The sequence below is a fragment of the Blautia sp. MCC283 genome, assembly GCF_018785565.1.
GTDB lineage: Bacteria > Bacillota > Clostridia > Lachnospirales > Lachnospiraceae > Blautia_A.
On record NZ_WQQB01000017.1, the window covers coordinates 26,607 to 39,716 of the forward strand.

The 13,110-nt window shown below is 41.4% G+C and carries 10 protein-coding genes and 2 pseudogenes; 5 read left to right on the plus strand and 7 right to left on the minus strand.

Annotation, left to right across the window (positions count from 1 at the left end; all coding sequences use genetic code 11):
- Window positions 1-108: 108 nt before the first annotated feature.
- Window positions 109-1,185 (minus strand): LacI family DNA-binding transcriptional regulator, encoded by a 1,077-nt coding sequence (locus tag GPK81_RS06190; RefSeq protein ID WP_215706719.1) that lies wholly within the window; start codon window positions 1,183-1,185, stop codon window positions 109-111.
- 537 nt (window positions 1,186-1,722) lie between these two features.
- On the opposite strand from GPK81_RS06190, the gene GPK81_RS18305 reads away from it, so the two are divergent.
- From GPK81_RS18305 to GPK81_RS06210, 4 genes and pseudogenes are all read left to right on the plus strand, one after another.
- A complete protein-coding gene (locus tag GPK81_RS18305) occupies window positions 1,723-2,106 on the plus strand; it encodes a helix-turn-helix domain-containing protein (protein WP_330627584.1) in 384 nt (127 codons plus the stop codon).
- Complete coding sequence (locus GPK81_RS06200; RefSeq protein WP_330627585.1) at window positions 2,043-2,876, plus strand: RNA-guided endonuclease InsQ/TnpB family protein; 834 nt, start codon at window positions 2,043-2,045, stop codon at window positions 2,874-2,876. Before GPK81_RS18305 ends, GPK81_RS06200 begins: the two co-directional genes overlap by 64 nt.
- 205 nt (window positions 2,877-3,081) lie before the next feature.
- Entirely contained in the window at window positions 3,082-3,861 is a 780-nt protein-coding gene (locus GPK81_RS06205; RefSeq protein WP_215706720.1) for a substrate-binding domain-containing protein, read from the plus strand.
- A gap of 28 nt (window positions 3,862-3,889) precedes the next feature.
- Window positions 3,890-4,732 (plus strand): annotated as a pseudogene (locus tag GPK81_RS06210) (transposase); the annotation flags it as partial.
- Window positions 4,733-4,945: 213 nt separating this feature from the next.
- Here GPK81_RS06210 and GPK81_RS06215 read toward each other — a convergent pair.
- Both GPK81_RS06215 and GPK81_RS06220 read right to left on the minus strand, forming a co-directional pair.
- Complete coding sequence (locus GPK81_RS06215; RefSeq protein ID WP_215706721.1) at window positions 4,946-6,607, minus strand: hypothetical protein; 1,662 nt, start codon at window positions 6,605-6,607, stop codon at window positions 4,946-4,948.
- Window positions 6,608-6,719: 112 nt separating this feature from the next.
- Complete coding sequence (locus tag GPK81_RS06220; protein WP_215706722.1) at window positions 6,720-7,721, minus strand: helix-turn-helix domain-containing protein; 1,002 nt, start codon at window positions 7,719-7,721, stop codon at window positions 6,720-6,722.
- 242 nt (window positions 7,722-7,963) lie between these two features.
- On the opposite strand from GPK81_RS06220, the pseudogene GPK81_RS06225 reads away from it, so the two are divergent.
- Window positions 7,964-8,584: pseudogene (locus GPK81_RS06225) on the plus strand (transposase); the annotation flags it as partial.
- Window positions 8,585-8,656: 72 nt separating this feature from the next.
- Here the strand turns inward: GPK81_RS06225 and GPK81_RS06230 are convergent.
- The 4 genes from GPK81_RS06230 to GPK81_RS06245 all read right to left on the minus strand — a co-directional run bounded on the left by GPK81_RS06230 (window position 8,657) and on the right by GPK81_RS06245 (window position 13,100).
- Window positions 8,657-9,979 carry an alpha-L-fucosidase gene (locus GPK81_RS06230; RefSeq protein ID WP_215706723.1) on the minus strand — a complete coding sequence of 441 codons (1,323 nt, stop codon included), beginning with the start codon at window positions 9,977-9,979 and terminating at the stop codon, window positions 8,657-8,659.
- Window positions 9,980-10,085: 106 nt separating this feature from the next.
- Complete coding sequence (locus GPK81_RS06235) at window positions 10,086-11,552, minus strand: alpha-L-fucosidase (protein WP_118071849.1); 1,467 nt, start codon at window positions 11,550-11,552, stop codon at window positions 10,086-10,088.
- A 182-nt stretch (window positions 11,553-11,734) separates the two neighbouring features.
- Window positions 11,735-12,448: a lysophospholipid acyltransferase family protein gene (locus GPK81_RS06240; protein ID WP_118170179.1), complete on the minus strand. Its 714-nt coding sequence runs from the start codon at window positions 12,446-12,448 to the stop codon at window positions 11,735-11,737.
- A 22-nt stretch (window positions 12,449-12,470) separates the two neighbouring features.
- On the minus strand, window positions 12,471-13,100 hold the full coding sequence (locus GPK81_RS06245; protein WP_242997021.1) for a hypothetical protein: 630 nt from the start codon (window positions 13,098-13,100) through the stop codon (window positions 12,471-12,473).
- Window positions 13,101-13,110 lie beyond the last annotated feature (10 nt).

Sequence of the window (13,110 nt, forward strand, 5' to 3'; positions counted from 1 at the left end):
TATTATTCCCATTAATTAAATAGGGATATCTGAAAACGTTTTCACGAAATACTCTGGTCATAGCGCAACCGCATCCTGTCTGTCACTATATCTGCGCATCCGCAACACTCAGATACAATAATCGCTCCACATACTGTCCTCCACACTGCTGCAGCTGTTCCGTATCATCAGTCTGCCTTCCAGCTCCATTCGCACAATACCGGAATGTCCGCCCTTCAGTCGGTCCAGCAGCAGGTATAATGCAAATTTTCCCATATCCTCCTTGGGCAGGCTCACCGTTGTCAGCATCGGTCTGGTAAACTGTGCCTCCTGTATATCATCGCTGGATATAATCGAAGGCATATAATACCGGTTCCGAAATTTATTCAGGCACTTCAGCATTCCGATCGCCGAAATATCATTGGCACAGTAGATTCCGGTTGGCATGTCGTCCGACTGAAAGAACTTTTCCATGGCTTCATAACCCTCGGCCTCAGTCTGCTTTGTTTCGATAACATACTCCGGTATCACATCCAGATCATGCTTCTTCAGTGTTTCCAGATACCCGTTATACCGGTCCTCGCTGTGACACTGGCCAATATAACCGATATTTTTGTGCCCCAGGGAGATCAGGTATTCCACTGCCGCTGCTGCGATCTTTTTCCCATCACAAAGGACCTCATCCACTTCATAATTGGTAGAATTCCGATTCACCGATACCACACTCTTATACTTCTTATTCAGCTTCTTCAAAGCCTCTTTATTACATCTGCCGATGATGATCAGTCCGTCCCTTTTCCCTTCCACCTCATCATACATTCCGTCGATCAGCCGGTCCAGATTCTCCCTGCGGCACTTCCGGTCATCAGAAAATACCGACATATACCATACTTTGGAAAGGATGCAGTTTTTATCATGGATCTCACTTTCGATCACCCGGAGAAGCTCCGCAAAAAACGGATCGGTGGTGGAAGAATCGGTTCTTGTCATCAGAATATTGATGTACCAGGTTTTCTCCTGCTTCGCGGAAACACCTCTTTTCAGATTCCGGGCCGCCTCGTTGGGCACATAATTCATCTCGATGGCTGTTTTCCATATCTTATCCCGGAGTCCGGGAACAGAACATTTATAATTGGGATTATTCAAAACCCGGGAAACCGTAGCCGGTGAAACCCCTGCCTTTTCTGCGATCTTCTTAATGGACATGTACCTTTCCCTTCTCTCTGAAAAATTTCTGCTCACTGCCAGTCCAGTAAACCTCTCAAATCTATCTAAAACAGATAATTTTCCCATTCCTAATTTCATATTAACTAAATATGATTTATATGATAATAAGGCCGGTCTAAAAAGTCAATCTTATTTTGTGAAAACGTATTCTTTTTCGCTGTATGATCTATTTCATTGCACGATATGTTATCGCTAAATTTTTATATAAATTTCCCTCATCTGTTTCGTATATTTTTTACATGTTTTTTTTGCTTTATAGAAAATATTTTGGTGCTTTCAAATATATTTTGAAATATTTCTTTATTAAATGTCTAATTTTAATCTTTATTTTCAAATCATTTTTATAAACGTTTAGTATGTTTATTGACTTTTAACAAATCTTAGCAAGAATTCTCCTACCTCTTCAGGTAGTGAGATGAATTGCGAATCTGAGCATATTGGCTCAAGATAATTTCTAAAAAACAGAAAAACACTTGTTCTGATAGTGAGCTTGTATTATAATTAAAAAAGAACAGAATGTTCAAAATAGGAAGCTGTAAACTATTGATAACAAATAGGAACAAGGTGAGAAAAATAAACCGGGCAATAAAAATAAGGATCTATCCAGATACAAACCAGAGAATTCAGATAGAAAAAACAATTGGATGCAGCCGATTTATATATAACTGTATGCTCGCGGATAAGGTAGAATATTATACAAAAGAAAAAAAGATGCTGAGGAATACGCCTGCCAGATATAAGAAAGAATATCCCTGGCTGAAAGAAGTGGATTCTCTTGCATTAGCAAATGTACAGATGCATCTGGAAAGTGCTTTCCGTAAATTTTTTCGAGAACCATCTACAGGTTTCCATGCTTCAAATCAAAGAAGTCATCGAAAAGATCTTATACGACAAATGTAGTAAACAGAAATGTCTTTCTGGAAGGAAAACGTTTGAAACTGCCTAAGATGTCAGCTGTCAGGATAAAGCTCCATCGTCCGATACCGGAAGAATGGAAATTAAAATCTGTAACGGTCAGTCATGAGCCATCCGGAAAATATTTTGCCAGTCTTTTATTCTGCTGTGAAAACCAAACAGTAGAAAAAATACCAGCAGAAAAATTTCTTGGGATAGATTTTGCCATGCATGGTCTGGGTGTCTTTTCTACAGGGGAAAAAGCGGCTTATCCGATGTTTTACCGAAGGTCAGAGAAAAAACTGGCGAGAGAACAGAGAAGGCTGTCCAAATGTCAGAAAGGAAGCCGAAATTACGGGAAACAGAAAAAGAGAGTTGCTTTGTGTCATGAAAAGATCCGAAACCAGAGAAAAGATTTTCAGCATAAACTCAGCACCAGTCTTGCGGAAATATATGATGCAGTGTGCGTGGAAGATCTGAGCCTGAAGGCGATGGCAGGAGGACTCCATTTTGGAAAAGGTGTACATGACAATGGATATGGACAGTTCCTTTCTATGCTGGAATATAAGATGGAAGAACGGGGGAAATATCTGATCAAAGTAAACCGTTATTTTGCATCCAGTAAGATATGTAGCGTGTGCGGAAAGAAAAAAGCAGAATTGTCTTTATCTGAAAGAATTTATTACTGTGAATGTGGAAACAGAATGGATCGTGATGTGAATGCGGCAGTCAATATCATGAACGAAGGAAAACGGATCCTTACAGAATGTGCATGATAGCACGATAAAAAGTCCGCATCCGGACTTATAAAAACCGCGGGACACGCGGGGATAGCCTGTTTTATCTTTGCCCTGGAGGGCAATTGAGCAGGAAGCCCCCACTTCAAAATCTATAAGATTTAAGTGGTGGGAGTATGTCACTTGTCGATTAGGTATAGTATTTCTTAGGAAGAAAACCAGCAAATTAAAGGCAGGACAAAGTATGACCAATAAAGAAATCGCCAAAACTCTTGGTATCTCACCGGCAGCGCTTTCTCTTATACTGAACCATAAACCGGGTGTTTCCGCTCAGACCCCGGTTACCCGTACCATCTGTTTTATTGTATATCTGAAGGACGGCAGGGTTCTGAACCAGCATCCCTTTTTTCTCCTTTTAATGAAAAGTATTGAATCGCACGCACGTAAATGCGGATATCATATTACACTGATTACCATGAATGCTTCTATTCCTATTGAAGAACAACTGAAATCTGCACTTCCCATTGCGTCAGAGGGAATTATACTTCTGGCCACAGAAATGCTTGATGAAGATGCCCAGCCTTTTTTGGATCTCCCGATTCCCTGTATTGCAATTAACAATGATTTTTCCCATATGGATATCAGCACAGTCGCAATCAATAATCAGCTTGGAACTTTTCAGGCGGTAGAATACCTGTTCTTACAGGGCCACCGCAATATTGGATATCTTCACAGCCTTGAATCTATCAGCAGTTTTGACGAACGCAGAGACGGCTATCTTTCCGCCATGAAGCATTTTCATCTGGAACTTCCCCAGGACGACATCTACTATGTCCATTATTCCGAGGAAGAAAGTTGCCAGGACATCTACCGGATTTTTAAAGATTCTCCGGTTCACTCAACTGCCTTTATCTGTAATGACGATACCATTGGCGCCGGTGCCTTAAGAGCGTTTCGTATGCTTGGTTACAAAGTCCCGGCATTGCCGGGATTTTCTATTGTATACACCGTTTTTCTGGTATAATGATCTTATCAGAAAGGCGGTGTTTTTTATGATGACAAAAAATGCAGATAAAAAACGTGAACAGATGATGATGTTTATCATGGATGACATGGTGCCACAAAATCATATGCTTCGTTTGATAGATAAAGCAATCAACTGGAACTTTATTTATGATCTGGTAGAAGAAAAATACTGTCTGGATAATGGTCGTCCCAGTATGGATCCGGTCATGCTGATAAAGATACCTTTTATTCAGTATCTTTATGGAATAAAAAGTATGCGTCAGACCATAAAAGAGATTGAAGTAAACGTTGCTTACCGCTGGTTTCTTGGACTGGATATGCTGGATCCTGTTCCTCATTTTTCTACATTTGGAAAAAATTACACCCGCCGTTTCAAAGATACAGATCTTTTTGAGCAGATCTTTTCAAAGATTCTGGAAGACTGCATGAAATACAAACTTGTAAATGCAGATCAGATTTTTGTTGATGCAACACATATAAAAGCCTGTGCAAACAGCAAAAAAATGCGCAAAAGAATTGCACGTGAACAGGCTCTCTGGTATGATGAAGAGCTAAATAAAGAAATCGAAAAAGATCGTCTGGCGCATGAAAAAAGGCCACTAAAGAAAAAAGATGATAATCAGCCGCCAACATCAGGAGGTGCTGGAACTGCCCCACTTTCGGAACCAGAAGAAATCCCAGAAGGTGTGAAAACACAAAAATTCAGTACCAGTGATCCGGAAAGCGGGTGGTTTCGAAAAGGTGAGCATAAACATGTTTTTGCGTATGCGGTCGAAACTGCCTGTGATAAGCATGGCTGGATTCTTGGTTACACAGTACATCCTGGAAATGAACATGACAGCCGCACTTTTAAAACTTTATACGATAAGTTCACGAAGCTGGCAAAAATACTGGAAAAACGAGGCTGGAATACAGCCAGATTTTTGGCTTTTTTAAAAAAAATAAAAAAGGAATTGATTATTAGCGAAAAATGGTGCTGGGCATAAGACCCAACACCAAGTTTGTCTACAGTCTGGGGGGGGCTGTCGAGAACAGCCCCTTCGTTATATAGAAGTTATTTTAAATTTAATGCTTTAAAGTCATTACCGCTGGGTCTTAAGCTTTCTCTTAGCGCCAGCTCCTGCAGCAGCACCTATTGAAACGAGCATAAGAATCACATATAACTGCACATCTGTACTGTCTCCAGTTTTTGGAGAGGACTTCGTTGTTTTATCCGTTGTACTGGTCACCTTTGTTGCGTTAGCTGTCTTTGCTGAAGATGCCTCTGTTTCCTTTTTGTTTACTGTAGAAAGTTTTGCAAGCACTGTGTCTTCCTTTTTTATTTCAGTTTCTGCTTTTGCATCACTAAAATACTTATTACATTTATCGCAGAACCAGTATGTGCTGTTTCCTTCCTCTGTAGCAGTAGCATCCTTCTTCTCTACCTTTTTCAGATTATGACCGGTTGCTTTAATCGCTGTCGGATTGCTGATTTCCACGGTTCCTGCTTCGTCTGAGAAAAGCTTTTTGCAGGTGTTACACTTCCAGTAGGCTTCATATCCATCTTCTGTGCAGCCGGCGTCTTTCTTTTCTACCTTTTCAAGATTATGACCAGTTGCTTTAATCGCTGTCGGATTGCTGATTTCCACGGTTCCTGCTGCGTCTGAGAAAAGCTTTTTGCAGGTCTGGCATTTCCAGTAGGCTTCATATCCGGCTTCTGTGCAGCCGGCGTCTTTCTTTTCTACCTTTTCAAGATTATGACCGGTTGCTTTAATCGCTGTCGGATTGATGATTTCCACGGTTCCTGCTTCGTCTGAGAAAAGCTTTTTGCAGGTCTGGCATCTCCAGTATGTTTCATATCCATCTTCTGTGCAGCCGGCATCTTTCTTTTCTACCTTTTCAAGATTATGGCCAGTTGCTTTAATCGCTGTCGGATTGATGATTTCCACAGTCCCAGCTTCGTCTGAGAAAAGCTTTTTGCAAGTCTGGCATCTCCAGTAGGCTTCATATCCATCTTTGGTGCAGCCGGCTTCTTTTCTCTTGACTGCTTTCAGATCATGACCTGTCGCTTTGATCTCTATTGGATTGATGATTTCCACAGTCCCAGCTTCGTCTGAGAAAAGCTTTTTGCAAGTCTGGCATCTCCAGTAGGCTTCATATCCAGCTTCCGTGCAGCCGGCATCTTTCTTTTCTACCTTTTCAAGATTATGGCCAGTTGCTTTAATCGCTGTCGGATTGCTGATTTCCACGGTTCCTGCTGCGTCTGAGAAAAGCTTTTTGCAGGTGTTACACTTCCAGTATGTTTCATATCCATCTTCAGTGCAGCTGGATTCTTTCTTTTCTACCTTTTCAAGATTATGACCTGCAGCAGGAATTGGCTCGGTGTAGGTGTGGCTGCTGTCATTCTTGCAGACATAGGTACGAACGCCGTCTGTAGTGCAGGTAGGTTCTGTCGTCACAGAGCTTTCGTAGTTGTGTCCGAGTGGGTTAGATGTTCCGCCGCAAACTGTACAAGTCTGTCCGCTTGTGCAAGTTGCCGTTCCACTCCAATTATGCTCAGAACGTGGATTTGATATATTAGTACCACATTCTGCGCAAGAAACGTGTTCCCAATGATATCCACCATCTTTATATTCATAAGTACTGGTTGTACCTACCCATTTACCACAAATATCGCAATAGGCCGTCCCAGCATATGCCGTTGTTGGCAGCATCATTAGCACCATGAACAGCGTAAGCAGGACGCTCAAAAATCTTTTTTTCATATAGTTTCCTCCCAATAAACATCGAATTTTGCTGGTAATTTCTGTATATAAAGATTTTATCATGTTGACTGCTTCCATATAATCTCCGTTTCACCTCGAAAAAGTATATTTTCTATTTCAGCATATAATTTTTCAGTTCATCCCTCTTTTTTATATTCAGCTTCACATAAATCCTGCTCAGATAAGTTTTAACCGTATTGGGTGAAAATCCCAGATAATCTGCAATTTCCTGATTATTCCAGTCACGGCTTGCCAGCATGGCAATCGAGAATTCCACCGTGGATAATGCATCTGTTACAGAATTTTCCGACATCGGATTGTGGATTGCCATCCATCCTCTGCTAAAACTGATAACCTGATCCGATAATTTGTTATATAGTTTTGAATTTTCCTTACGGATACATGACTCCAGAAGTCCCTGCAGCAAACCATGATGTTCAATAAAGGGTTCCAGGAATTCGTCTTCTTTCGCCATATCCCATGCCAGCATCAATGCGTCTTTTGCTTTCTGCTGATGTTTCAGATTCATCTGGCACATTGCCATCATGCAATACAGATAAATCATACTAATCGGATAGGTGCCGTCCCTGAACATGAATGCTGCCTCACAAATTCCAAGCGCTCTGCCGTACTCCCCTTTCAAATACACCATATGAGCTATCACATAGGCAGAAAACATCTTAATTCCAGGAGGGAGTGCTGCTGCATAAAATTCCACATCCGGAAGTTCATCTACCGGAAGATGCAAAAGTACGGAAGACATATATCCTGCAAATACACTAATTGCTTTATCCTCCGCAGACGAAGAATATTTCATTTCTTTTTCAAGACATTCCCGAATCTCCCGTATCCCTTTTCTGGATGCCACGGCTCTGCCAAGTGTCAGATTCGAATATACATATAACAGGCAGGAAGACATCTTAAGCTTTATATTATGGCTCATCAGGTAATGTTCTGCTATATGACTGCATTTCTCCGCCTGCCCGGTAAAATAATAATATTCAGCACGTGCAATTTTCTGAAAATCCCTGTCTTCAAAACTGGCTACCGTCCTTTTCGCTTCACCCGGCTGAAAAGATGCATTGATCAGCGGCAGGATGGTATACTCACTCATGATCGTGTACCTCCAACAGCTTCTATATTCGACATAAGATCAACTCCTCCCGACTCTCCGGTCTTATTGTTTCAGTATCTGTAACACCTGAATTCATAAGTAAAACCGCCCGAAATAATAAATGTTCACTTCTATTATATAATTTTGTGAGGACAAAGAAAAGTTTACAGTTAAAAAAAGGAACTTTTTTCTTATGTCGGCAGTATTGGACAAAATGCTGGATTAATACTAAACTGAATCCACAGATGGTAGTTGCAGATGCAGGATATAAAACTCCTGCAATCGCCCATCAGCTGTCGGAAGATGGAATTCAACCACTTTTTCCGTATACCCGTCCCAAGACCAAAGAAGGCTTTTTCGGAAAACACGAATTCGCATATGATGAATACTATGATTGTTATATATGTCCGGGAGCACATATACTGACGTACAGTACAACAAACAGAAATAGATATAAAGAGTATAAAAGCTGCGGTGAGCATTGTGCTGAATGCCAATATCTTTCAAAATGTACAGAAAGCAAAGATCATGTAAAACTGATCACACGTCATGGATGGGAAGAATACATGGAAGTAGCAGAAGACATTCGGCACACGATCGGAAACAGACAGATCTACCAGTTAAGAAAAGAAACCATAGAGCGGATCTTCGGTACAGCTAAAGAACAGCATGGATTTCGATATACGCAGTATGTAGGAAAAGCACGGATGGAAATGAAAGCCGGGCTTACCTTTGCATGCATGAATTTGAAAAAACTGGCAAAGATTCTGGAAAAACGAGATTGGAATACAGCCAGATTTTTGTTGATTTTGAAGAAAATAAAAAGAAAAGAAGTTTTAAAAGAAAAATGGTGCTGGATATAACACCCAACACCAAGTTTGTCTACAGTCTGAAGGGGAGGAATTTTCATTCCTCCCCTTATCTTATAATCTTAATTACAGTTTGTTGGTAAGTCCAACTACATACAGTTCTTTTCTGTACTCCGGAATCTTAACCAGAAGACCCTCTTCTGTGTCTGTTGTTTCTACCTTAACACTTGGATCAAATGGTCTCAGCTGTCCATGATAACCTTTGATCAGGAACTCATTTGCTCCCTCTTTCAGATGATCTGCAAACACATTGAGATTTCCCTCTTTCTGTGTATAATGCAGCTCAATTCCATTCTCCAGCATCTCAGATTCGCGGTCGCTGCAGCGTGTGCCATAAATACCATCATGGTTAACTTTCAGCCATGCGCCAAGAATCTTCAGCCTCTTTACCTGTTCTTCCGGAATTGTTCCGTCTGCTTTTGGTCCGATGTTCAGAAGCAGGTTTCCATTGTTTGCAACAGTTCCTACCAGAAGTGAAATTAGATCCGGAACAGAAATCAGTTTGTCATCACCTTCATTGGCATTATAACCGAAGGATAATCCCATTCCACGGCACATTTCCCATTTCTCTTTTCGATTCACAGAACCGGATTTGTACTCCTTGGTAAGGAAGTCATGGTAACGGTCATTGAAACGGTCGTTTACTACACCTTCCGGCACTTTGTTATAATAATGTGCCAGGAAATACGGCATCATCTCTTCGCTCTGTTTCGGCCATCCGATATCGTTCCAGAAAACGCTTGGTGCATAATCATCTACCAGTTCATTCATCTGGTTGTATGAATAATCTGCATATGCAAATGTCGGGCTGGCTGTTCCAAACAGATCATCATCCTCAAAAATAGGATCATTTGCATACTGCCAGTCAATCAGTCCTGAATAATACAGCCCCATACGGATACCTGCATCCCGGACAGCCTCTGTCAGCTCACCGGTGATATTTCTCTTCGGTCCCATTTCCACAGAGTTAAAGTGTGTATACTTACTCGGGAACAGGCAGAATCCATCATGATGCTTGGTTGTCAGAACAACATACTCTGCACCTGCTTCTTTAAAAATCTCTGCCCACTGTTTCGGATCCCAGTTTTCAGCTTTCCACATAGGAATAAAATCTTCATATTTGAAATCTTTTCCGTATTTTTCCATATGATGCTCATATGTCGGGCCTTTTCCTATGTTCAGAGAATTATAATACCACTCTGCGTAAGGATTATCCGCAAACCACTCTTTGGAATCAACTTCTCCCAGTTCCCATGTATGTGGCGCAAAAGCCGGTACAGAATAAATTCCCCAGTGAATAAAAATTCCGAATTTACAGTCCTCATACCATTTTGGAACGGTATGTGTATTTACAGAGTTCCAGTTTCCTGTGTATCTTTTATTTCCCATAGTGTAATCCCCATAACCTTTCTGTTATACATAAGTTTTTGCTGATTTTCCTGTATTTTTCTGCCGGAACAGTTCCGACAGTATCCCCCGTTTATTCTCCGATAATTTACTCTATCGTGATCTTCAGTACCACCGGCATATCCCCTGCATCAACCGCTCCTCTTCCGCAGGAAATATCCAGTTCTTTGTTTCTTGCATATGACGGATGCAGATCTGTTCCAAGAATCTCAATATCCCTGATCGTAGATTTCAAAAGTTTCATATCATTTCCAAGAGATTTGATATGGATCTCTCCGTCTTCCGGCCAGTGAAGTACCGTTGCGTAAATATGGTTGCTCTTGCTTGTGAAACGGATATCCTCAGAAGTAAAATGCTTGTCATAAGTATCTGTGAAATGGCCTTCCGGAACCACCGTCGGACCCTCTCCAAATACTTTCCAGTATCTGGTTCCGTAAATTGCCTCTCCGTTTACTTTCAGCCATTTTCCCATTTCTCTCAGGATATGTGCATCTTCTTCCGGAATCGTGCCATCCGGCTTCGGTCCGATATTGAGAAGAAGTGCGCCATTTTTGCTGACTACATCGATCAGATCCAGAACTACATCTGAAGGTTTCTTGTAATCATTTCCGATGGTATAGCCCCAGGAATTCTTCGCTACAGAAGTATCGTTCTGCCAGAGATCCGGTGTGATATGGTCTAACTGACCTCTCTCCAGATCATTGACCGCACTGCCGTAAACATATGCGTCAAATTTTGCATCAATAGCAGTTTCTTTTCCCCACTGAGCAGAACGGTTGTAATAATATGCCGCAAATTTACGAAGATACGGTTTCCATGCATACTGCTGGATCCACCAGTCAAAATATACGATAGATGGATGATATTTATCTACGATCTCGCAGGTACGTACAAGCCAGTCCTGCATATGCTCTTCCGATGGCGGATTGTCATAGATATCACTCATATCCCGGGTGATTCCTGCTACCGGTCCGTAAAGATCCGCATATTCCGGATCATTGACATCTGCCTCCGGGATCTGACGTCCTCCGTTAAAGAACCAGTAATGCTCCGCTCTGTGAGAAGAAGCTCCCAAAACCATGCCTTCTTTTTCAACTTCTGTCTTCAGCTCTCCCAGGATATCACGCTTCGGTCCCATCTCAGCAGCATTCCAGCGGCAGAGGTCACTGGCGTACATCTGAAATCCATCGTGGTGTTCTGCAACCGGAACTACGAATTTCGCTCCTGCCTCTTTAAAAAGTGCTGCCCATTCTTTTGGATCAAATTTTTCTGCCTTAAACTGCGGAATAAAATCTTTATATCCGAATTTATCCAGAGTTCCATATTTCTCTATATGATGCAGATTTTCTTTGGAGCCTTTCACATACATATTTCTGGGATACCACTCGTTTCCAAATGCCGGAACACTATATACACCCCAGTGAATAAAAATTCCAAACTTATCTCTTGCATACCACTTCGGAGTAGGATGCTCACAGAGAGAATCCCACGTATCGGTATATGGTCCCTGTGCGATCACTTCATCGATCAGGGAAAGATATTCTTCTTTTTTCATTTCACAGTCCTCTTTTGTGTTTTTATTCATATTTAACAGGTGTTTATATGTTACCATCAAATGTTTTAGTTGTATACGCTTAACAATTCACAAATAAAACGTTTCGTTTTTGTGCAATATACATATCAAAAAAAAGCTCCGATGATGTTTTTATTTAAACTTCATCAGAGCCTTTTCTGTTTTTATATAGTATTCTCTTCGATCACTTTCTCGATCCGTCTCTTTACTTCTTCCGCAATCTCCGTTGTATGCATATCCTTATATTCCTCATAATACATTGGAGGAAGGATATGTACCTGCACTGTGATCTTCTCTGTGGAACCGGTATCAAAAGCTTTAAAAGAATCGATCAGCGCAACAGGAACGATCGGACATTTTGTCTTTGTCGCAGTCTTAAAACTGCCGCCCTTGAATGTTCCCGGGTGATTTCCGTTCTTACTTCTGGTTCCTTCCGCAAAGATCAGATAATTGCGACCTGCCCTTACCTCGCGGATCACATTGACAATCACCTGCATGGACTGCTTCAGGTCCTCTCTGTCAATGATAAAAGCCTTCATGCAGGCAAAAACCTGCTTCAGGAATGGAATATCTCCCACTTCTTTCTTAGCTACTACAGAGAAAGGAACCGGGCAGGCTTTAATGATCGCCAGTACATCAAACAGTCCCTGGTGATTCGGAAAAAACATAAATCCGTTTTCCTTGGGGATGTTTTCCTGCCCATGCACATCAATATGGATATTTCCGCCTTCGATGGCATGCTCATCTACATGTCTCAGGAATGTGTATTTCTTCTCTTCCGGATAATCATCTGTATGCGCCGCATACCAGCAAAGTTTAATCCACCAGTAAGGAACAAAGATCAGATTCCTGATCACCATCAGCAAAATTCGCTTCATTCTTATGTCCTCCTGCCTGTTTTTATCCGTTCAGTTTACTTGCAATTTTGTCCTCATATCCCGGATTCTTTTTCAGAAAGACTTCGTAAGCCTTGGTATAGTCTGTATAAGTTTTGGTGGTCATAAATTTCTGATAATCTGCCGCAGCCTGCTGGCTGATCTCATCTGAGATCTCAGCCGGCGAATACAGATAATATTTCTTATCCTGCACTTTTACAAGGTAAGTACTGATGCACGGATATTCCTGGTCATTCTGCAGTACAAGATTATAGCGGATATAAACATACGTATAATTTTTACTCTCAGAAATGGCCTCACAGCTGTCAATATTTACATCCTTTGCTCCATGAGCCTGGAAATATTTGACCGTGGATGAAATCTCTGTTTTTGCCTCATCAGAAATCTTATCCGCACCATAACATTCCTGCATTTTTTTGTCCTTGCCTTCTACCGCAGCCTTGATATAACTTTCCACAAGCCCCTCCGGGGTTCTGTGGCTGATCCCCCCACAGCCTCTGGCTGCCAGGATGATCACCAGCAGTATCAGAATAACTCCTGCCAGTGTCGCCACATGGACAAAATTCAGTTTTTTGTTGGAATATTTCAGTTTTTTCACAGATTTTTTTCTGCGTTTCTTTTTTGTCGTCGTCATGACTTATCCT